Annotated in this window: 17 protein-coding genes; 3 read left to right on the top strand and 14 right to left on the bottom strand. The window is 43.7% G+C overall.

The genetic code is table 11. The features are described 5' to 3' along the window. Positions 1-156 precede the first annotated feature (156 nt). The 12 genes from glf to NQ536_RS00945 form a co-directional block, all read right to left on the bottom strand. Entirely contained in the window at positions 157-1,257 is a 1,101-nt protein-coding gene (gene glf / locus NQ536_RS01000) for a UDP-galactopyranose mutase (protein WP_004852101.1), read from the bottom strand. A gap of 36 nt (positions 1,258-1,293) precedes the next feature. Further along, a complete protein-coding gene (locus NQ536_RS00995; RefSeq protein WP_004852103.1) occupies positions 1,294-3,126 on the bottom strand; it encodes a glycosyltransferase in 1,833 nt (610 codons plus the stop codon). A gap of 72 nt (positions 3,127-3,198) precedes the next feature. Continuing rightward, on the bottom strand, positions 3,199-4,425 hold the full coding sequence (locus tag NQ536_RS13830) for an ABC transporter ATP-binding protein (RefSeq protein WP_004852104.1): 1,227 nt from the start codon (positions 4,423-4,425) through the stop codon (positions 3,199-3,201). 12 nt (positions 4,426-4,437) lie between these two features. Then, a complete protein-coding gene (locus NQ536_RS00985) occupies positions 4,438-5,226 on the bottom strand; it encodes an ABC transporter permease (protein WP_022059317.1) in 789 nt (262 codons plus the stop codon). 28 nt (positions 5,227-5,254) lie between these two features. Continuing rightward, positions 5,255-6,286 (bottom strand): glycosyltransferase family 2 protein, encoded by a 1,032-nt coding sequence (locus NQ536_RS00980; RefSeq protein WP_004852108.1) that lies wholly within the window; start codon positions 6,284-6,286, stop codon positions 5,255-5,257. 21 nt (positions 6,287-6,307) lie between these two features. Further along, a complete protein-coding gene (locus tag NQ536_RS00975; protein WP_022059319.1) occupies positions 6,308-7,090 on the bottom strand; it encodes a glycosyltransferase family A protein in 783 nt (260 codons plus the stop codon). Positions 7,091-7,279: 189 nt separating this feature from the next. Continuing rightward, positions 7,280-8,002, bottom strand: coding sequence for an IspD/TarI family cytidylyltransferase (locus NQ536_RS00970; RefSeq protein ID WP_004852112.1), 723 nt, complete (start codon positions 8,000-8,002; stop codon positions 7,280-7,282). An 87-nt stretch (positions 8,003-8,089) separates the two neighbouring features. After that, positions 8,090-9,697, bottom strand: a complete 1,608-nt coding sequence (locus NQ536_RS00965; RefSeq protein ID WP_004852113.1) for an NTP transferase domain-containing protein — start codon at positions 9,695-9,697, stop codon at positions 8,090-8,092. Next, positions 9,690-11,105, bottom strand: a complete 1,416-nt coding sequence (locus NQ536_RS00960; RefSeq protein ID WP_044998127.1) for a LicD family protein — start codon at positions 11,103-11,105, stop codon at positions 9,690-9,692. Before NQ536_RS00960 ends, NQ536_RS00965 begins: the two co-directional genes overlap by 8 nt. A 287-nt stretch (positions 11,106-11,392) precedes the next feature. Beyond that, positions 11,393-12,409, bottom strand: a complete 1,017-nt coding sequence (galE, locus tag NQ536_RS00955) for a UDP-glucose 4-epimerase GalE (protein WP_004852117.1) — start codon at positions 12,407-12,409, stop codon at positions 11,393-11,395. A 190-nt stretch (positions 12,410-12,599) separates the two neighbouring features. After that, complete coding sequence (gene galT, locus NQ536_RS00950; protein ID WP_004852119.1) at positions 12,600-14,108, bottom strand: UDP-glucose--hexose-1-phosphate uridylyltransferase; 1,509 nt, start codon at positions 14,106-14,108, stop codon at positions 12,600-12,602. A 298-nt stretch (positions 14,109-14,406) separates the two neighbouring features. After that, positions 14,407-15,696 carry a galactokinase gene (locus tag NQ536_RS00945; protein WP_004852120.1) on the bottom strand — a complete coding sequence of 430 codons (1,290 nt, stop codon included), beginning with the start codon at positions 15,694-15,696 and terminating at the stop codon, positions 14,407-14,409. Positions 15,697-15,977: 281 nt separating this feature from the next. Between NQ536_RS00945 and NQ536_RS00940 the strand changes: the two genes are divergently transcribed. Beyond that, positions 15,978-16,541 carry a Uma2 family endonuclease gene (locus NQ536_RS00940; protein WP_044998128.1) on the top strand — a complete coding sequence of 188 codons (564 nt, stop codon included), beginning with the start codon at positions 15,978-15,980 and terminating at the stop codon, positions 16,539-16,541. Between the two features lie 106 nt (positions 16,542-16,647). Next, the gene (locus tag NQ536_RS00935) at positions 16,648-17,478 is read left to right on the top strand and encodes an AraC family transcriptional regulator (RefSeq protein ID WP_259805368.1); all 831 of its coding nucleotides are present in this window, start codon (positions 16,648-16,650) and stop codon (positions 17,476-17,478) included. Between the two features lie 220 nt (positions 17,479-17,698). On the opposite strand, the gene NQ536_RS00930 is transcribed toward NQ536_RS00935, so the two are convergent. Next, complete coding sequence (locus NQ536_RS00930) at positions 17,699-18,322, bottom strand: flavodoxin family protein (protein WP_004852126.1); 624 nt, start codon at positions 18,320-18,322, stop codon at positions 17,699-17,701. A gap of 134 nt (positions 18,323-18,456) precedes the next feature. After that, positions 18,457-19,311: an AraC family transcriptional regulator gene (locus NQ536_RS00925; protein ID WP_004852128.1), complete on the bottom strand. Its 855-nt coding sequence runs from the start codon at positions 19,309-19,311 to the stop codon at positions 18,457-18,459. A gap of 335 nt (positions 19,312-19,646) precedes the next feature. Here NQ536_RS00925 and NQ536_RS00920 point away from each other — a divergent pair, with 335 nt between their 5' ends. Then, entirely contained in the window at positions 19,647-23,135 is a 3,489-nt protein-coding gene (locus NQ536_RS00920; RefSeq protein ID WP_044998129.1) for a glycoside hydrolase family 2 TIM barrel-domain containing protein, read from the top strand. Positions 23,136-23,150: the final 15 nt, after the last annotated feature.

Raw genomic sequence — 23,150 nt, 5'->3', positions numbered from 1 at the left:
TTTACCCTTTGTTATTAAAATTACCCCCTGGACTGATGCCCACAATTAAGATGATTTTATCACGTTATGACAAAAGTGTATATATCTCTAAACAAAAAAGACACATTCAGAGACTGTAAAGCTCCAATCTCCAAATGTGTCTTTTTATACTTTGTCTTAGAATTCGTTCTCTACGCAATCAAGTGCTGCTGCTATTACCTTGTCCATATCATAATACTTGTACTGTCCAAGTCTTCCGCCGAATATAACGTCTTTACGTGTCTCAGCAAGCTCTCTGTACTTCTCATAGAGCGCATTGTTCTTGTCATTGTTCACCGGATAATATGGCTCTACACCCGGTTTCCACTCTGCTGAGTACTCACGGCTGATAACAGTCTTTGGCTGCTTGCCAAACTCAAAATGCTTATGCTCAATGATTCTTGTGTAAGGGACATCCCTGTGTGTGTAGTTCACAACTGCATTTCCCTGATAATTCTCCTCATCAAGAACTTCTGTTTCAAATCTTACTGAACGATACTCAAGCGGACCATACTGGAATCCGAAGAACTCATCTATCATACCTGTATAAACTGTCTTGTCCGCGATGTCTGGATTCTCCTTGATGAAGTCGAAATAATCTGTATCAGTCTTGACATCTGCACCCTCAAGCATCTTCTCAATGATCTGTGTGTATCCGCCCATAGGGATTCCCTGGAAACGATCATTAAAGTAGTTGTTGTCATATATGAATCTTAAAGGCAGTCTCTTGATGATGAATGCAGGAAGCTCCGTACAAGGTCTTCCCCACTGCTTCTCTGTGTATCCCTTTACAAGCTTCTCATATACATCTGTACCAGCCAGCTTCAGAGCCTGCTCCTCGAGGTTCTTGGGCTCTCCGATGTTCAGGTCTGCAATCTGCTTCTCAATGATAGCCTTTGCCTCTGAAGGCTTCTTAATACCCCACATCTTGCTGAATGTGTTCATATTGAATGGCAGGTTATACAGTTCATCCTTGTATGAAGCAACAGGTGAGTTGATATAGTTATTGAACTCTGCGAACTGATTTACATACTCCCATATCTTCTTATCAGATGTGTGGAATATATGTGCACCGTACTTGTGTACATTTATCCCCTCTATCTGTTCCGTGTAAATGTTTCCTGCGATGTGTGAACGCTTGTCGATAACAAGACAGCTCTTGCCTCTCTTATTTGCCTCGTATGCAAATACCGCACCGAATAGTCCAGCACCTACTATGAGGTAATCATACTTTGCCATATCTCTTTATCCTCCTTATCCTTTTTTGTATATTTACTAAATGTGAAGATAATCTCTCCAGAACTTCTCTGTTGTCATCTCCTTAAATGAATCCCTGTATGCCTGATCCACCTTCGTATGTGTCTTCTTGTATTTTGAAAGCACCTTTCTGTATCTCTTTATGAGCGCGAAGCACTTCTTTCTGTTAATTGGTCTTATTGCACCTGTCATGTTATTTTTGTTCACTGCCACAAGCGTCTTCTTCATATAGTTCTTACCAGGAACAAAGAACCAATCATATGCGATGATATAAGGCGTTCTTCTGAGCAGGAAGTTTGGAAGAAGGTGACCATTGATGGTTATCACATACCAAAGCTTTTGTAATCTGTTGAGGCTCTCATACTTGTACGGATCTGTTGGGAGTTCTCCTGAATATCCAAGATCTGAGAGAGGTACAAGCTTCTCGTTCTTGGCATTATGCTCCTTCAGACTCTTCTCGCCGTCAAGAGTCTTGATATACTCAGGCCCCTTGAGGTAATCATCCACAGCATCAATAAGCAGCTCTGCATTGTTGTACGCAAATCTTGTGATATCCTTCCAGAACATAATCTTAATTCTCGCAAGGAAATCCTCATCCTGACAGATTCCACTGGCAGCCTGTATAACAAAACTGTTTCTGTGCACCTGGTAAAGCTCCATTGCAGCATTGAACTTGCCAGCAAATCCCACATGCCAGATACATATACCATTGAGTGCAATAAATCCAGGCTTGTTTCTAAGTGAAAACTCTACATCATCACCTCTTACGAAGACTGGAAGAGGGAGTCCTCTCTCCTCAATGTGCTCAACAGGAATACAGCAGTACCACCATCCTGCATACGCATCCTCGACATCAAAGCTGTAGTTTTCATTTTGCACTATATTAGATATGTTTCTCATGTCCATAGGCTTCTTTATCGGACCGTATGATCCATCATTCTTATGGACATATCCTACATCTTCATACTGTCTCTCACGGATATCGTAGTCAAACATGGCTCCACTTAAGAAGCACTTCTTGTATTCATCCTTGAGAATCCTCAAGAGATAATATGTCCTGAACAAACTCTCAGGCATGACCATTACATCATCATCCATCAGAAGAACATGAGTAGGCTTGTCCTCTCTATGAAGAGCCTCTATCATACCTCGCGTAAATCCACCGGCACCACCTACATTATTGTTCATGTATACCTTCAGATCCTCTGAATCAAGTTCCTCCGGATCAAGTTCTCTGTCATTATCAATTACGTGCACGAAAAGATGTCCCTTCAGGTCACTTCCCTCACACAGAACATTCTTCTTGATAAGGTCGATATTTCTCTTGATGTATTCCTGCTTCTTGAATGTTGTGGTCGCAAGCGAAATGTTGACATTTCTTATTCTGTCTTCTTCTATATCTCCGGAGTAATATCCACTGTATACCTCCACGTCCTCAAGAGCATCCATTCTGAATCCAACAAGTGCCTTGTCTGTTTCAGGAATGCTTATGACAACCTCGCTGACCTCATCGCACTCTACAACCTGATCGCAAAGTGTATTGTATGTTACCGCAACCGAGGCAGCATATATTGCATACACCGATATATTCGCCTTCCCCTTCATTGTAAGATGAAGTTTAAAGTTCTTTACACCTGTATATTCAGCCCACCTCTTAACCTGTATGCAATTGAAATAACTCATAAAATTGACTCGGTTAAACTTCTGCACTATATGGCATTTTTTATCTGAATCATAAGTAAATGGCGATCTATAATCCTTGCCTATAGCACTGAACTCAGGATAATCAACTATATTCATATCCAGATTCATCTGAAGCATAACATTCTGCAACTTTACACTTTGTAACATTACTCCTATCCTCCTATGTCTTGTGAATCATCTTTATTTTAATTATACTCATATATAATTTAGTGCAATTCCCTATTCCTGTGGCTTCTCCGCCTCATTATCCACATTCACAGCTTTGTTATCTACATTCGCTGTTTCTGTCTTTTCTTCAGCAGGGTTGGACTCAGCTGATGCATCTGCCTTTCCACTCTCTGTCTCAGCCCCGGCTTCGACTTTATCATGATTCTCAGCTTCAGCCATCTCCTCAGCTTTCTTTTCAGCTTCCTCAGCCGCTTTTTTTGCAGCCTCCGCCTTCTTTGCTGCCGCCGCAGCAGTCTTCTTTGCAGATGCAGCTTTCTTTTCAGCCTCAGCCGCCGCTTTCTTGGCTGCATCGGCTATTATCTCGGCATCAGCCAACGTGTTAATAACAGGTTCCATAACTGTATCCGGATCCACCGGACCGCCGTCTCTTGCGCCTCCTAAAATGATCGGCACAGGTGATTCCATCTCCTTCTGGAATGCATCGCATACCTTAGCGGAATCTCCAACCATTATTATATTGCCATGATCAAGCCACATAGCCTTGCTGCACTGTTTCTTTACAGACGCAATATTGTGTGACACGTACAGTAGAGTTGTTCCACCCTTGAGCATCTCATCCATCTTGGCATTACATTTCTTTCTGAACTTTAGATCTCCAACTGCCAGGATCTCATCTGCTATGAGTATGTCAGGTTCAACCGCCGTTGCGATTGAAAATGCAAGTCTTGTCTTCATACCTGATGAAAAGTTCTTGACCGGTGAATCAAGGAACTCCTGAAGTTCTGAGAACTCCACTATCTCGTCAAACTTTGACTCTATAAATTCCTTGGAGTAACCAAGGAGTGTTCCGTTTAGGAATATATTTTCTCTGGCAGTGAGCTGTGGGTCTATTCCAGCACCAAGCTCTATGAGCGCCGCAACAGTTCCCGACACCTTCACGCTTCCCATGGACGGCTTCAATATTCTGCTAACAACCTTGAGAAGAGTTGATTTACCAGCTCCATTTGTTCCGACGAATCCCCAAGCTTCGCCCTTCTTGATTTGCAGGTTGATGTTCCTGAGCGCTATGAACTCCTGGAACATGAGCTGCTTGGTGACAAGACGTATGAAGTACTCCTTCAGATTGTCGACCTTGAGGTTATTCTTGTTAAATCTTATCGTGACATCATTCAGTTCTATGATGGTCTCACCATCCGCAACTGTTGTGGTCTGCTGTGCATTTGATGTAAACACTCTGCTGACCTCATGTGTCTCTTTGTTGTGATCTATTGTGCTCATCAGACTCACCTCCTATATATAAAGAATGAATTTATCCTGATTCTTCTTGAATGACAAGGTTCCTATACCAAAGAATACAATAGCATAGGCAAAACCAAGTCCCACGATGATAGGATCAGGAAGCGTGCCCGTGTGAGCTATACTTCTAAACTGGCTGATATACACATACAATGGATTGAAATATGTCACAAGGAATTCCAACCAGTCAGGAAGCATACTGATCGGATAGAATATAGCCGAACAATACATCCACATAGTGGTTATGGCATTCCATATATATCTTGTATCCCTGAAAAATACATGAAGCTGTGCAAGGAAAAATCCCATTCCGCAGGCAAACAGATAAGCCTGAAAGAACACTATTGGAAACAGGAGCATGGTCCAGTAAAACGGGGATCTTGTAAATATGATTACAAGAAGGAATGCTCCGAGCGAAAACAGGCAGTCCACCAGTGAACTTGTTATCTTGGCAAGCGGGAACATGAATTTCGACACGTATGTCTTCTTGAGCAGTGCCGAGTTATCGGTGATACTTCCGAGCGCCTTGCCACATGAGCCTATTACAAATTCATACAGTATACGTCCTGCAAACAGATATACAGGGAAGTGCGGTATCTTTCTGTCAAACATCTTCGAAAATACTATAACCATTACTATCATAACGAGCAGCGGATTTAGTATACTCCACACATATCCCAGAAAACTTCTTCTATACTTAAGCTTGATATCTCTCGAAACAAGCTGGTTCAAAAGGTCTTTGTAATTAAAAACTTCCAAAAAGCTACCGCTTTTCACTTTCATTTTATGTCTATCCTCCATCATATAATCTCTAGTCAAAACTCTTGTTATGCCTCAGCTTGTTGTAAAGCTTTGAATTCAGCATCCTGTTGTAGCCCTCCAGGCCGACATGAGCCGCATTGAGAAGCTTGAGTATCTTGTAATGACTCATGGTCATCTCAACAACATGTCTGTCTTTCTTTGCTATATATCCCATCAGCTGATCTACACGCGCCACGCCCTTTTTCCTGTCGGGGTCGCACAACATGGAAGTAACCATAAAACTCAGCAATAGCAAATGTATCTTTTTATCACAGTACTCGAGAGCCCACTGATCCGTTATATCCACCCTGTTCTTCAGCATCTTGACTATGACCATCTTGGTGTGGTCTATCCTCTTCAGCTGGTTTTCCGCAGATACACTCTGTGAGACATCTCCTATTCTATATTCATATATGAACAGTCCAAGAGGGAGTATGGTGTGAGCCACACAGCATGGATATGTTGCATATTCATGATCCTCATAGAACACATTCTCTGCAAGCTTTACACCGTGCTCTCTGTAGAACTCAGTTCTGTATGTTATACCGTGGAATGTCAGGCTTCTGTCGAAGTTCTTCCAGTTGCCCATGACCTCCTCCATGGTGTACTCTCTTCCAGGCTCATCCGGGAAGCATCTCCAGTTCTTTATCTCGCCAGTGCTTATATTGATGGTGTGATGACATGTGAGTACCACATCCGCAGATGCCCCTGAAATGATATCCAGAAACTCAGGAATACTCTCTGTGTTAAACCAGTCATCAGCATCCAGTACCTTCATGTACTTTCCTCTGGCGGCTTCCGATCCCGCGTTGATAGCGGATCCATGCCCGCCGTTCTCTTTATTTATCAGCGACACACTGTCCGGATATCTGTTTATATAATCCTGACAGATCGCCTCACTTCCATCTGTTGAACCATCGTTGACAACTATGATATCCATCTGATCCATTCTGTCTGGAACTATCAGCGATGCCAGACATTTGTCAAGGTATGGCTTGCTGTTGTAGGACGGAATTATAACGCTTAATATCTTTTCGCTCATTTCTATCTACCTATTTTCAACTTAATTCTTTCCCAGCCGGTTCTCATGCATGCCCTTCAGAATCAACCTGAAGGCTTTGAACCACGAAATGTCTCTGTTAAACTGATGTCTCTTTCTGACGCTGTAGTATACCGCATACAGAAGTGCTGGTACATATCCCATTATATATCTTGTCGTGTTTCCTCTGTTGATGAAGAACTGCTCATCATATCCTTTGAACCATGTCGATTTTGTCTGCGCCACATCGGCTATGACAAATGGAACAAAGTATATCGCAAGGCCTTTTTTTCTACAATCTGTAAGGAACTTAAGTTCTTCCTCTGCCCCATTACCCGAGCCGGCTCCCATTCGCTCATCAAAATATACGTCATTCTCTATCAGGCTTTTTCTGCGAAATGAAATCTGCCATGACGCGACATGCATCAGATCAAAATATCCAAGCTTTGTCGGTTTGTCCCGGTGTATCGTCTTCTGATTGCCTATGTCAAATATCATCACATCCGCCTCCGGGATATCCTTGTAGGCGGTCAATATTCCTTCTTCATAGTTATCAACAAAAACTTCATCATCATCACACAGAAGACATATATCTGCTGTTGATTTCTTTATCGCATAATTTCTACTTTTTGTAAGTCCCGTGTCATTCACCGAATATATTCTGATCTTCCTGCCGTCTTTCTCATACTCTCTGTATCCGTCATGTCCGCACTGGTCAACTATCAGTGTATCAGACTTTATGCAGGATTTTTCGACTATGTCTTCACCACGGAGATTCATGCACGAAAGCAGTATCTCTAATCTCATATATCAAACACCTATTCTTATCCAAGGAGTGTTCACGGTCTTTCTCCAAAAGTCCGCAGAACGCATAGCTTACTTACTTATACAACTATTGTCTTCAAAAGTCAATAGAATACATTACAACGAAAAAGCGGAGGGCTTTGTTTATAGTTTTAGTCAAATCCTCCGCTTTTATAATTTTTGTTATCTGTATTATTTATCTTCCTGGGCATGCCTCTGCTTCATGAGCACATATCCCTCAAACAGATCCAGATCTTCCTTGGTCGTTATCTTGATGTTGGACTGACTTCCCTTTGAGAAGTATATAGTCTCTCCCATCTTGTACATAAGAGTTGTTGTGTGCGGCTCAACTTCCTTGATAACTCCAGTCTCAACCGCTCTCTTATATATATCCCTGATATAACCGTATCTGAAGGCATGTGGACTGTTCATGCAGGCTATAGTATCTCTGTCTATCCACTTTGTAGTCTTCTCATCGTCATCCTTAACACCTGAGAGAAGGTAAAATGGAGTTGTCGATATGGCATTGCCCTTTATCTTACATACTCTGACCGCATCTGCTATGATGTCTCCCTCCACAAACGGTGAAGCACCGAAATGAACCAGCACTATGTCGTCCTCTGAACACTTGTCCTGAAGATTGTTTATTCCATTGAGAACCGAGCCCTGAAAATCAGCGCCGCCCTCAGTTATCCATTTAACTTTGCTGAGACCGTAGGTGTCAACAAGTTCTTTCATATAATCAATATGCGACTTGACACACACGACCTCGATGGCATCTATATCCTCATGTTTCTGAAAAGCCTCTATCGTGTAAACGATGACCGGCTTGCCAAGTATCTTTACAAACTGTTTAGGCATTCCCGCGCCAACTCTTGAGCCAACGCCACCAGCCAATATAACTGCTATGTTCATCTCTTGTCCTTCCTTATGAAAAATCTAATTCTCAGATATAATTTCTCAAATTTAATATCTCTGTCACCTTATAAGGTCCTCTCTGCATCACTGCTCACTCTCATATGACGCGATCGCCTTGTCAAGAAATCTGTTGCATGTCCTGTAGCACTGCAGGAAGAAGAAACCATCCTCCTCGCCCGCACTACCCTTGTACAGTGACCAGCAGAAGAAGTAGAAACCACATATAGGAATAAATGCTATATAATGTCTATGCTCCTCATATGTGAGTTCACGTCCAAAGAACTTCTTCAGGTAGAACTCGATCTGCTCGTCTGTATAGTAATATCTGCAGAGCATACCGCAAATGTCACTGGCAGGATCGTTTATTCCGCCAAACTCCCAGTCTATCAGATAGAAACCACCATCCGATGTTGCCAGGAAGTTTGGTTCATATACATCATTGTGACACAGTGTGTACTTCATACCGTACTTGTCCATGTCCTCCTTGACGTACTCGCCAAGCTTTGTAACTTTGTTTATTATATCTGCAAATTCCACGAACAGGTTGCCCTTTGTGGCACATGCAAGCTTCATAAGTCTGAGTGCCTCGCTGACGAGATCGTAATGCTTGACCTCCGCGTTCTCGGACACCTCGACCTCATGAACCGCTCTCAGATACTCCATTGCCTTGTCGAGCTGATCAGGATACTTCTCAAAATCGCACTCCATGATATTTTCCACGAAATGTGATATCTTCCAGCCCTCTTCGTCAATGTAGATAAGTGTCTTGTCGGCTCCTATCTCTTTCGCCTTAGTCTGTGTATATACCTCAGACTTTCTGTTGACGATGTTGCCGGACGTTCCGCCCGGATGTCTGTATACATATTTGGCTCCATTTACAGTGAAACAGAACGATACATTTGTGAGACCTGCCTGTATTACGTTGATGTCGTTGATCTCCTCGGGCTTGCATCCCAGAACCTTGCAAATATTTGTTACTATCTCTGAGTCTACGTTCATCAGGAATTCAGAGTCAAATCTTCTCAGATCGTTGACTGAATCGAACTCCAGGACCGCAGAGTCGTTTACCTTCTTACAGTAGAGCGTGAGCTGCTTCTCATGCTTTGCGTAGAACTCCTCCCAGAACATGGATGCGACACCAAAATCATCTATCTCTCGTTCCAAAAGCATTCTGAATGTCTTGGAAAATCCTTCGTTGAAGTATGCCTGTCCAACCATGGCATATGCATCGTGTCCGCCTATATACGAACCGGTTATAACGCCCGCATCTGAACAGTCAACCTCAAACTCCCTGAACTTGCCCATCTTATATGAGCAGAGTCTGTATGATACATTATCCTTGTTGTCATCCATAAATGGATTTTCCGGATAATAGTGATCTGCACAACATATAAATGTGTTGCCCAGATACTCTCTTGCAGCATAGAGCGATACGATATTGCCCTTTGATGCAAATGTGTTGTTGATTATAAGCTTCACCCCGTACTTATCCTCAAGATAGAAGAACTTTTCCTTCATGTAACCAACAACTATACAAATATCTTCAACGCCTGCTTCTCTCAGCTGTTCAATCTGTCTCTCAACCAGTATCTCTCCTTTTACCCTGAAAAGCCCCTTCGGCTTCTCATAGGTGAATGGGGCAAATCTGTTAGACTTTCCCGCAGCCAAAATAATGGCATTTTTCTTAATCATTATAATACCTCCTTACCATCTCTGCACATTTCTGAACCATATCCTCGGTTCTGCTTACATGTGAGTGGCTGTCCATATCTGCTGGAAGTGAATAAATATCACCATATCTGCACTGAAGCTGGAGATCATACTGATTTGGAATGTTGAATTCCATACCGTCAAACTCCATTCTCTTAAGAGGAAATATCCTGTTATAATCAACTATTCCACCCTGCTTGCGTGCAAAGTAACTTACGTTATCAACACCCCACATGATAGCGTTACCTGAGTCTTTCTTCACGCCAAGTTCTTCGTTATATTGATCTCTGACTTCCTCTATAAGCTTTATATGCTCCGGATTGTCAATTCTTCTGTTCTCCCAGTGGTTCAGACCTGGATCATTTCTGATACACTTGTATTGTGTCATATCCCTGCTGAACTTTCTTCTTCTCTCAAGATTCATCTGCCATGTGCGGTCCATGTCATCCGTATCGCAGAAATCGTAAATAAATATATCCACAAATATCTTGATGCTCTCATCCTTGAAAATGATCCTGACAATGTTACATGTATCCTTGTCTGCACAGAAGTACTTGCTGAGCTGAACGCATGTGTCCTCCTCTGCCATAACTTTTTCAAGAGTGTCAATATCTTTTCTGATCATTCCTACATCAATATCGTCATCCCAAGGAATGAATCCGTTGTGTCTGACAGCACCGATCAGCGTTCCAAAATCAAGCCAGTATGGAATGTTATGCTTATCACATATTCTTCCAAACTCCTTGAGAAGAATGGTCGTAGCCTGTTGTAATACAAGCAATGCCTCATTGTCATTTTTCAGTGAACGGAAGAAACGCTTCTTGGCATCCAGCGCTGTCTCATCACCGATTCGAGCCTCGTTCCAGTGAATGAACTGTTCTCTGTTGTAGTTGATATCAGCGTGCTTGTTGATCCTGTCGATGGTCTGGTCAATGACAATCTTGAGACCTGAGCTTGCATATACCTCATCAATGATAAGACTGTCTATCATGATGTAGTTTCCAGGGCCATACAGGAAACCGCCTCGGAATCCAAAGTATACATAGCCGTCGGAATTTGCTGTAAAGTCAGCTTCCGCTATGAGCCACTTCTCCTTCTCGTCCTCGCCAAACACATATGATTTTATTGTCTGCACGTTTGTCCTGTCTTTATTCAGCAGACAAAAATCTATACTTGGGGAATTTGTCTTTATTTTGAAAGACACCCTCAATGTGTACCGTAAATTTCTTCTTATAAATCCCGAAAGATTAACGCATGCATAATCGTCTGCCTCTGACTTAGGCTTTCTCGATAACTTTGTGATGCCCTTTGAATATGATTCAACAAAACAGTTCTTGGTATGCTTATAATGAAGTGTTGAAGCATTATAATTAAGTGGCTGTAAAAACATAACAAATTCTCCTTCCGATCTCGAATCTTGACACTTAACACTAACTATATCAAATATCATCTGTATTTTCAACGATTGATATTATTGTCGGCGTTTTAGTCACCCCACATTTTACAAATCTTTGCCACACGGCATTATTGTCCCCATCGGACGCTTTATTATACTTATATCTCTGATTTTTTGCAACTATTTGGAAAATTGCCGCATTTTTCTAATGCTTTCTATATACAAAAAACGGAAATGCCAGACTTTATATCTGACACTTCCATCTATGGTTATTTTTATGATTAATCGTTGTATCCGTTTGGATTCATAGTCTGCCACTTCCATGAGTCAGCACACATCTCATCGATATCGTACTGAGCCTCCCAGCCCAGTTCCTTCTTTGCAAGTGAAGCATCTGAGTAGCAGGTTGCTATATCTCCGGCACGTCTCTCCTTGATCACATATGGAACATCATGTCCGCATGCCTTGCTGAATGCCTTGATGACATCGAGAACGCTGTAGCCCTTTCCTGTTCCGAGGTTATATACCTTAACGCCAGGATTCTCCTTGATCTTGTTGACGGCCTTTACATGTCCAACCGCAAGGTCTACTACATGTATGTAATCTCTCACACCTGTTCCATCCGGTGTATCGTAATCATCGCCAAACACTCCAACGCTCTGAAGCTTACCAATTGCAACCTGTGCAACATATGGAAGAAGGTTGTTAGGGATTCCCTTTGGATCCTCTCCGATAAGTCCGCTCTTATGTGCTCCGATAGGATTAAAGTAACGGAGAAGAATTACGTTCCACTCTGGATCTGCTGTGTGAAGATCTGTGAGGATCTGCTCGATCATCCACTTTGTCCAGCCATATGGGTTTGTAGGTGTTCCCTTTGGACACTCCTCTGTGATAGGAATGAACGCTGGATTACCGTATACTGTTGCTGATGATGAGAAGATGATGTTCTTGCATCCGTTCTTTCTCATTACCTCACACAGATTGAGTGTTCCTGTGATATTGTTCTGATAGTACTCAAGTGGCTTTACAACTGACTCACCTACAGCCTTGAGTCCTGCAAAATGTATTACGCAGTCCGGCTTCTCCTCTGCAAATATCTTGTCCATAGCTTCCTTGTCAAGGATATCTGTCTCATAGAAAGTAACATCTTTTCCTGTGATCTCCTTTATTCTGTCAATCGCCTTCTCACTTGCATTGTAGAGGTTGTCGATCACAACAACATCATATCCTGCATTGAGCAACTCCACACATGTATGACTTCCGATATAACCTGCTCCGCCTGTTACCAAAATCTTCATAATTAATTTCCTCCTTTATGATGCCGCAACCGGTCTTTAGAGGTCCACCGGGCGCATTATACTAGGCAGATGATCATCACCTGCTTATAAACTTTTTTATTTTTCACTGACGTTTTCTCCAACACTATACCACTACATCGCGTTACGTACAATAAAATGTCATAATAATAAATATTAGATGCCCGTCCGATTATCTTGCATTTACATAGTCCACAAACTTGAGGAATGCAGCCTTTCCAGCCTCATCTCTCTTATATACGCCTGCGCACTCAAGGATCTTGGCAAATACATCGCCGATCTCATCCTGAAGTATCTTGTGTACATTATCCGCATTTATATCGTACTTTCCTATGAAGGTCTGTACCCAGTCGTAATGCTTTGCGATATTCTCATGAGCCTTGATGTCTCCGCCTGCCACAAGAACCTCTGCCAGCTCTTCCATCTCGCCCTTGAGTCTTGCAGGAAGCACCGCAAGTCCCATAACCTCGATGAGTCCGATGTTCTCCTTCTTGATGTTGTGATACTGCTCCCATGGATGATAAAGTCCAAGTGGGTGCTCCTCTGTGGTGATGTTGTTACGAAGAACTAAGTCCATCTCGTACTTGCCATCTCTCATCCTTGCGATAGGAGTGATCGTATTGTGAGGCTCTCCGTCTGTCTCCGCGAATATATACGCATCCTCATCTGTGTAGCCTCTCCATGCGCCGAGGATCTTGTCGGCAAGCTCTATGATCCTGTCTGGATCCTCTCCGTCAAGTCTGATGACTGACATAGGCCATTTTACGATTCCAGCCTCAACATCCTCATATCCGGCAAATGTAACCTTCGTCTCAACAGGTGCCTTTGTCATGGCAAATGTATAACGTCCGCCCTGGAAGTGATCGTGTGTGAGGATAGATCCACCTACTATAGGAAGGTCTGCATTTGATCCCAGGAAGTAATGTGGGAACTGTCCAACAAATGAAAAGAGTTTCTGGAATGTAGCCTTTTCTATCTTCATAGGGATGTGCTGTCCGTTGAACACGATACAGTGCTCATTGTAATATACATATGGAGAATACTGGAATCCCCACTTGCTACCATTTACCTCTATAGGGATGATCCTGTGGTTCTCTCTTGCTGGATGGTTGATCCTTCCCGCATATCCCTCGTTCTCCATGCAAAGCTGACACTTTGGATATGATGACTGTGACATGGTCTTGGCAAGGGCGATCATCTTCGGATCCTTCTCAGGCTTTGAAAGGTTGATGGTGATGTCGATATCACCATACTCTGTAGGCTTTACCCACTTGATATCCCTTGCAACTCTGTATGTTCTGATATAATCTGTCGCTCTGCTGAGCTTATAATAGAAGTCTGTTGCCTCCTCTGGGGACTTTGCATACTTCTCTCTGAATGTCTTTATGATCTGGCTTGGCTTTGGAACCAGTGCGTTCATGATCTTCGTATCAAACAGGTCTCTGAGAACAACTGAATCCTCTGCGATAAGTCCATTCTCAACTGCATAATCCAGAATACCCTTGAGGCACTCCTCAAGCTTCTCAGGTGTGTCTATAGCCGGCACCTCACCCGGCTCCTCGTAGCTGTCCTTCTTCAACATCTCGAGGATGGTGTTGGTCGTGTATATTCTGTCCTCTTCCTCTATCAGCTCATTTGCAATTCCGTACTCAACAAGCTGCTTGATATTTGTATCTATCATGGTTGTAACCCTTCTTTCTTACTTATATCTCTACTCTTTCTTCTCCACAACGAGGCGGAAACACCAGCCATTAGAATTCGCCTTGTCTGGTATCGCCCCCTCCCTAGGGTCGGCGGCAGTTCGTCGGTGCCATGCGATATGCGTCTCCGACACATGGGCACCTCCTCGGCGAAGGCTGGTGCTACATCACAATTTCCCTTCGGAAAATTGTGACATCTACGGGAACACCAGCCATTAGAGTTCGCTTTCAGCGAAGGCTGGTGCTGCATCACAATTTTTCTCCGAAAAATTGTGACATTTACTCTACTACCTTTATTCCGCCGTAAGGTCTTACCTTGAGTACGTGGCACGCACCCTCTCCGAAGATCGACTCAATGTTCTTCTTGTACTCAGCAACAGCCGCATTCTTGACAAATGCCTGGATGGTTCCGGCGAATCCACCACCATGTACTCTGCACACACCATTCTCGCCGATGAACTTCTCTGAGAAGCCAAGTGCTATTGATACATTCTGTGTGAGCGGATCCTTTGCGCTGTATATATTCTGAAGAAGCTTGAATGATGAATCTCCGCTTCTCTTTATAACATCGAGGAAATGATCAAATTCCTGATTCTCAAGTGCTGCAACACCCTCTGCGACCCTGTCCTGCTCTGTATAGAAATGAAGAGCTCTGAGAACCGCTCTGTCATTCACCTTTCCGCTTGCTCTCATCTCACCAACCTTGCTGATGAAATCCTCCTCTGAAACTCTGCTGAGAAGCTCCTCACCAAAGTATTCTGCAACCTGATTCATCTCTGCAAGGATCGCTGCGTAGTCGTCTGTGAGGTCTGCATGTGAACCCTTTGTGTCAACGATACACAGACTGTACTGATGAGCCTCGAAGTCAACCGGAACCTGCTTGATGACAGGATTTGCCTTGTCGAAGAAGTCGATATATATAAGTCCGCCGACTGCACATGCCATCTGATCCATCAGTCCGCATGGCTTGCCGAAGTATACGTTCTCTGCGTACTGTCCAATCTTTGCCACATCTACAGATGGTACCTTCATCTCATTGTAGAGGCCCGAAAGTATAGTTCCTATAAGACTCTCAAATGCTGCTGATGAAGACATTCCTGCTCCCATGAGCACGTCGCTTGTCACAAATGCTGTGAATCCGCCTACCTTGAATCCGTAATCTCTGATCCCTGCAACAACGCCCTTGATAAGCGCTGTTGTTGTTCCCTCAAGTGCAGGATCCTGCTTGATATCATTTACATTGATAACTTCCTTAGGCATATCGTCTGACACAAGCTCGATCACGCCATCCTCTCTAGGTGCCACAATTGCTATGGCATCAAGGTTGATCGATGTAGCAAGTACATGTCCGTTCTGATGGTCTGTATGGTTTCCACACACCTCGCTTCTTCCAGGAGCGCTGTAAATAGCAACCTCCTGATCTCCGAATAACTCAACAAACTTGTCAAGCGCCTTTACATATCTCTCCCTGTTGTATGGGATCATATCCTTGTCAAGATATATCTGTGCAAGCTTCTCATCAAATTCTCCACCTGATATCATCTTTTTTAACTCTTCGATCTTCTTCATTTTCTGTAACTCCGCCTTTCTCCATTTTATAATTTTTCGTTATTTTTCTTAATGTCCGTTCTTTTGTTGTCCATATTGCGCGTTTTTTCTGCGCTACGCCGTTGCGCTTCTTGCTTTGTGAATATAATTCTATAACAATATACAGATTTTGAACATGGCATAGCGTTGCAAATATATGTCCATTTGTTAGATTGTTTTTCTGATGGAACTTATTATTGTATGGATAATCCGGTTGAATGTATGTTATACTCTTATATATTATAATGAAAGGATGTGTTCATATGCCTGCATTGCAGAAACGTTCAGATCTTATAAATTTAGAACAGTACGAAAATCTTCCAGAGGATTCCCAAATAGAAGTATTTGATGGCATTATATACAATATGGCAAGTCCGTCAGAAGACCATCAAACCATATCCATGGAATTATCAACATCAATAAACAATTATATCCGCAGTAAAAAAGGAAGTGGCAAGATTTTCCATGCACCTTTTGATGTTATTCTGTCAAACGATCCACTCACTGTTGTTCAGCCCGATATTATGGTTGTCTGCGATAAGGATAAGCTGGATGGCAAAAGATGCAACGGCGCACCAGATTTTATTATAGAGATCGTTTCACCAGAAAATCCTGTTGATGATTATATACGGAAATTATATTATTATCAGAATGCCGGGGTCAAAGAATACTGGATTGTAGACCCTAGGCGAAAAACAGTCACTGTTAATTATTTCGAGAAAAATCTTTTAAATATACAATACTCATTTGACTCTATAATCAAAGTTAATATATATGAAGATCTGTATATAGATTTTTCCGAAATCTCATCAAGATTATCAGATTAATTTCTGAAGTCAATACATTCAGAAATTAATCTGCGGAGTTTGTAAAATGGAAAATAAGATCGTAATGGAATTCCCCCAGGAGAATGACACAGACCTCTACCTGAATGTGTTCGGGCACTCGATAACCGAACCGCTGCACAAGGCAGGCCCGGCGGTCAAGACATTCTACCTTATACATTTTGTTCTTGAGGGGGAGGGCGACTTCTATGTGAAAGGCGCCCACTATCATTTAAAAAAAGGGCAGGGGTTTCTCATCGAACCTGACACCCCGGCCACATATATATCGGACGAGCACCATCCATGGCGTTATGTATGGTTTGGTTTCTCGGGCAGATGCGCCCACGACACGCTGAGCAGCATCGGCCTCACTCAGAACCAGCCAATCTTCACCTGTGAGGACGGCGACAAGCTGAAGAAATATGTGTTCGACATGCTTGCCCACAACACATCAGGCCACGCCGACCACTACAGGCTCATGGGTATGCTCTATCTCGCTCTGTCCGTCATCGCCAATGCACAGAAGGATAAGCTGGAGGCTCCATCCGGAAACGCATATGTGAACCACGCAATATCATACATCCAGAACCACTACAGTATGCCGATGAAGGTGGAGGAGCTGTCTGACTACGTTGGAATCAACAGAAGCTATTTTTCTGATCTGTTCAAGCAATACACTGGGATGAGCCCTGTGAAGTACCTGCAGAACTTCCGCATAACAAAAGCCCAGCATATGCTTACCATATCTGAGCTTTCTGTTGAGAGTATTGCATTTTCATGCGGCTACCAGTCCGCCGAAGCCTTTCACAAGATCTTCCGCAAGACCACCGGCTTGTCGCCAAACGCCTACCGGCTGGGAAAGCGCCAGAGAACGCTCTCAAGCCAGGAGACCATGAACAACAACCGACCTGATTACATTGAGACGGACGATGAACTATAAAATAGAAAGGACGCCGTACGGCGTCCTTTCCCTGTCAAAGGGTCTGACCCCCTCTCTTGGAGTCTGACCCCTTGTTTCTCTTTTTTCATCCCAGATATACTATCTATTTCCCACAAAATGGTGCAATCTCCACCTTGCATCGAAACTCGGTCGTTTTCACTATCGTTTTGCAGACAGTACAGATATGGAATTTATCGTCTTTATGCTTCGACAGCTTTTATTATCTTATGAAATTCGTCTGGTTTCCTCTCTCTGTGTCAGGGAGTGCCACGCCGGCTGCCTTGCCGGCTTCAAAGCATTTGAGCATCCATGCAAGGTTCCTTGCAAGATTCCTCATGGTCTGCATACCCTCTGCATCATGCTCGGCCTCTCCAGGTACGCGTCCGTGTACAAGATTCCAGTATGTAGAGCCTGCAACAGGCATCTGCGATATGCCAAAGTATTTGTTCAGTACATCAAAAGTTGCCGATGTACCGCCACGTCTTGCAACTGCCACTGATGCGCCCGGCTTATACTCAAACGCCTTCTTACCACTATAAAAAGCCCTGTCAAGGAATGATAATATTCTTCCACTTGGATGAGCATAGTATACAGGTGATCCAAATACGAATCCGTCAGCCTCTTTTGCCTTCTCCACAAATTCATTCACCTTGTCATCATCAAATATACAGCAGCCCTTTGCACCGCACTGACCACAGCCTATACAGTCTCTTATCGGATCTGCTCCGATCTGGAATATCTCGTAATCTATGCCTTCCTTCTTAAGCTGTTCGCCTACCTCGTAAAGCGCGCGGTATGTATTGCCCTGTGACTTTGCACTTCCATTCAACATTAAAACCTTCATATCCAGTTCCTCCAATCATTCAATCATTTTTCATTACTAACTTAGCCACAACACACATGGCAGTTTCTTCTATATTATATACACTTTACTATAAGAATTTCCAGTTGTTTGTCTGCGCATAGTCCAAACTGCCATCACCGCCTGATCGACTTCCTGTACTCCATCGGTGACATCCCCTTTTCTTTCTTGAACACCCTGCTGAAGTAGAGAGGGTTGTCGTATCCAACAATCTTGGCGATCTCTGTCATGTTATAATCAGAGCTCTCAAGAAGCATCTGGGCGTTGGCTATGCGTTTTGCCATAATGTACTGTGTGGGCGTGGTGCCGATGCGCTGCCTGAAATTCCGTATAAACCAGCTAACGCTCATGTTATACTCATTTGCATAATCCTCAACAACTATCTCCTCGTTGTAATGCTCTCCGAAATATCCCGCTGCGCGGTCCATCTCCTCCGCCATGGCTGACACATTTGGGGAATCATCCTGTCCCTGCTGTCTGTGTACTGATATGAGTATCTGTCTGAATATGTATTCCAGCATCTCCTCGTAGTCATCCCGGCAGAGCTGCAATTCCTGTATCATCTGTTTGAACAGGGTTCTGTACTCAGCATGGTCTCCACCATAGAACATATTCACATCGTCATTTATTCCGTATCGCCTGAGTGTCTGCTTCACCTCTCCCCCGGTGAAATGCACCCAGAATACTTCCGTGTGTTCGTCCCCGTAATACACATACCTCTGCATCTGTCTTGGTCTGTAGATAACCATATTTCCGGGGCAGGCAATCATATCCTTTCCGTCTATCTCAAAATGTGCTTTACCCGCCGCCACGTATATTAGCTGATAATCTTTTCGCCCTTTTGGTCTGTAGGTTGTAAACTCCTTCTGCGTATACAGCTTGTAAGTTCCGCAGCTTGTTATTATGATTGGTTTGCTCTTATCCACTATGTCTAACAGAGAATTGTGGATGTAGGCTGAGTTTGTGTACATGTGCGGCTCCTTTCTTTTGTTTTTTACACTATTTGTGTAAGTCCGTATGTCTCTACCCTTTTCCTCTTTGTCTGTTCAGAGACTTTCACCCTGCAAGTCCCCCTTGCAGGGTGCGGCGTATCCGCCTTATAAAATCATGGTACGACATACTCCCTTGTGCAAGCACAGCCCGTATGTCGTACCATGATTTTGCAAGTCTCTGAACGGTATCATAATATGAATATTTTGTCTCATTATATGCATGGACTGTTCATGTGACATTATCTTATAATATATCTAACAAATGACGAATGTACAACGTTTTATATATTAAATCAACCACAGGAGGTATTGTTATGATCATTCCGCGTCACTACGAAAATCTGCATATTTTGCATGAAAACACCATGTCAGAGAGGAATTACTACATTCCAGCAGAGAAAGCATACAGCACACCACTTGATGCAAGGGATCACTCGGACAGAGTACAGTTTCTGAATGGAACCTGGAAGTTCCGCTACTACGACAGCATTTACAAGCTTCAAGACGAATTCTACAGTGAGGGATATGATATATCCGGTTTCGATGATATTCCGGTTCCATCAGTATGGCAGATGCACGGATACGACTATCACCAGTACACCAATGTCAGGTATCCATTTGCATTTGATCCGCCTTATGTGCCAAAGGACAACCCTTGCGGAGCATATGTGACTGACTTTATCTACGATCAGAACGAGGACGCCCCACTCGCGCACTTGAACTTTGAGGGTGTTGATTCCTGTTTCTATGTATGGCTCAACGGCAGGTATGTTGGCTACAGCCAGGTGTCCCACTCAACCAGTGAATTTGACATAACCGAATTCATAAGAAACGGCTCCAACAGGCTCTGCGTGTTGGTCCTCAAATGGTGCGACGGAAGCTATCTTGAGGATCAGGATAAGTTCCGCATGAGCGGTATTTTCAGGGATGTATATATCCTGAAACGCTCCGAGGGCGCTGTATACGACTATTTTATAAAGACCAGCTGTGACGATATAAAGGATCCAACTAAGGCAGATGTAACAATAGACTTCACAGCATTTACAGAATATTCCTGCGTTGAAGACCGTTTTTCATCAAAACCGGAAACAGTGGTTGATAAAGGCGCTGATTCAAATGTTGATATTGAAGTTACTATTCTGGACGCCGATGGCAACATATGTTCATCAGGCTGTGTAAAACGTGAAATTTGCGCCCAGGGCGGTACCAATACCAATGCAGCCGAGATTAAAACCACAGCCAGCTCCAACAGTATTACTTTATCGATTGACTCTCCTGTTCTGTGGAATGCAGAAAGACCATTCCTCTACACTGTCATCATCAGATGCGCCGGAGAGGTCATCACTGACAGGATAGGAATCAGGGAGATAACCATAGAGAATAAGATCGTGTATATCAACGGCATGCCTATCAAATTCCACGGAGTGAACAGGCACGACTCCGACCCTGTGACAGGTTTTACAATCAGCAGAGAACAGATCATCAGGGATATGTCTCTCATGAAGCAGCACAATGTCAACGCCATAAGGACCAGCCACTATCCAAATGTGCCTTATTTCTATGAGCTCTGCGACGAATACGGATTCTATGTGATAGACGAGGCTGACATAGAGGCACACGGTCCAAGCGAATTATTCTATTCGGATAACAATTGGGATAACAAAGCAGCAAGGTGGAATGAGCCGATAGCCAACAACCCTGAATTCTGTGAATCCATTCTTGACCGTATCATGCACTGCGTCATCAGGGACAAGAACCGTGCCAGCGTAGTCATTTGGTCCATGGGAAATGAGAGCGCATACGGCGTGACATTTGAGGAGGCTCTGGCATGGGTCAAGTCCTATGACAGTTCCCGTCTCACCCACTACGAGAGTGCCCAATATACAGACGGCAAGAGAAAATACGATTACAGTAATCTGGATCTCTACAGCAGAATGTATCCATCCATATCCGAGATGGCTGAATATATAGATGGTGACGGCGACAAGCCTTACATTCTGTGCGAATACTGCCATGCCATGGGCAACGGTCCCGGAGATCTGGAGGACTACTTCCAGTTCTTCGACAGCCACGAAACCACCTGCGGAGGATTTGTGTGGGAGTGGTGCGACCACGCCATATACAGGGGCAAGGCGGCAAACGGCAAGGCTATGTACGCCTACGGAGGCGACAACGGCGAGACTATCCACGATGGCAATTTCTGTATGGATGGCCTGGTCTATCCTGACCGCAGGCCGCACACCGGGCTGCTTGAATTCAAGAATATCCACCGTCCGGCCAGGATCGCTAACTATGATGGGGCAAATGGAATTCTGACGCTGCACAATTATCTGGATTTCACTGACATCAGGGATTACCTCACTATGAGCTATGAGGTCACTTGTGATGGACAGGTAGTTATATCCGGGAATATTGATGTTCCTTCCGTGGCACCTCACGGCGATGGGACTGTCAGCCTAGGACTTATTACGGAAATGCAGAACTTTATGCATAACCTATCCACAATCAATGGTTCTGATAATTCAGGCAGCTCAACTGCTGCCGATTGCTCTAGTATCGCTGAGCGTTTCAGTGATAAAGCCTGCATAAAGGATATGATTCCACATAGAGCATTCCTCCGTGTGATATATAAGGCAGCTGTAGGCAGTGCATTTATCAAGGAAGGTGATGTGCTTGGATTCGATGAAGTTGAACTTGACTCACCAAAGCAGAATACAGACGAGATTCTGGATAAAACATCAGCTTTGGACAAGGCGCAGACTATGGACAAGGCGCAGGCTATTGACAAAACGCAGAATTTGACAGAACAAGATCTAGCCGCTCAGGATACAGCTTCTACCCGCCTTCATATATCGGAGAGCGACAAAGAATTTGTTATCAAGGGTAAAGATTTTGAATATACATTTGACAGGAACACAGGAAACTTTGCAGGTATTGCGGTGAATGGTCAGGAACTTCTCGCTGCTCCGTGCGATAAGACCATCTGGCGCGCGCCTACAGACAACGACAGAAATATCAAGAACGAGTGGTTAAGAGCCCACTATGACATGATATCCGAAAGGACATATGAGACTGGCTGCATTATAAAAGATGGATGTGCCGTGATATCGTGCACGTCAAGCCTCTCAGCACCAACGGTACAGCCTGTTCTGAGGATAAACGCTGAATGGATAATAACACCTGAAGGAACTATAAAATCAAAAATGCATGTAAAGAAAAATGCTGAATTCCCTACGCTCCCAAGATTCGGCGTGAGGATGATTTTGAGAGAAGATATGCGAAATGTAAATTATATCGGTATGGGGCCATACGAGAGTTATATCGACAAGCACCATGCAAGCTGGCATGGCTCATTTTCTGCATCCATTGACGAGATGCACGAGGACTATATCATGCCGCAGGAAAATGGAAGCCACTTTGACTGTAGCCTTGTTCAGGTCAGTGCCCCTGGAGCAAGCGACGAGTCTGACAGGAATAGCTCCGACAAAAATAACTTTGTCAACGGTTCATCATATCAGAGCATTTGCAATGCGCAGACAGCCGAAACGATCGCAGCTACAACAGCCCACAGCATAACCGTGACATCCGCTGTGCCATTTTCAATGAACGCCTCGCCTTACACCGCAGAGGAACTGACCAAAGCAGCCCACAACTACGAGCTGCCGGAGAGCGGCAAATCCGTCCTGTGCATAGACTATCGCCAGAACGGAATCGGCTCCAACAGCTGCGGCCCCGAGCTTGATGAGAAATACAGATTTGACGAGGATGAGTGGGAATTTGGATTTACCATGCACGTGAAATAGATACAAAATTATCGC

The organism is Coprococcus eutactus (genome assembly GCF_025149915.1).
In the GTDB taxonomy this organism is placed as follows: Bacteria; Bacillota; Clostridia; order Lachnospirales; family Lachnospiraceae; genus Coprococcus; species Coprococcus eutactus.
The sequence above is the reverse complement of the archived record's forward strand: the minus strand, read 5'-3'. Positions and strand labels throughout refer to the sequence as shown.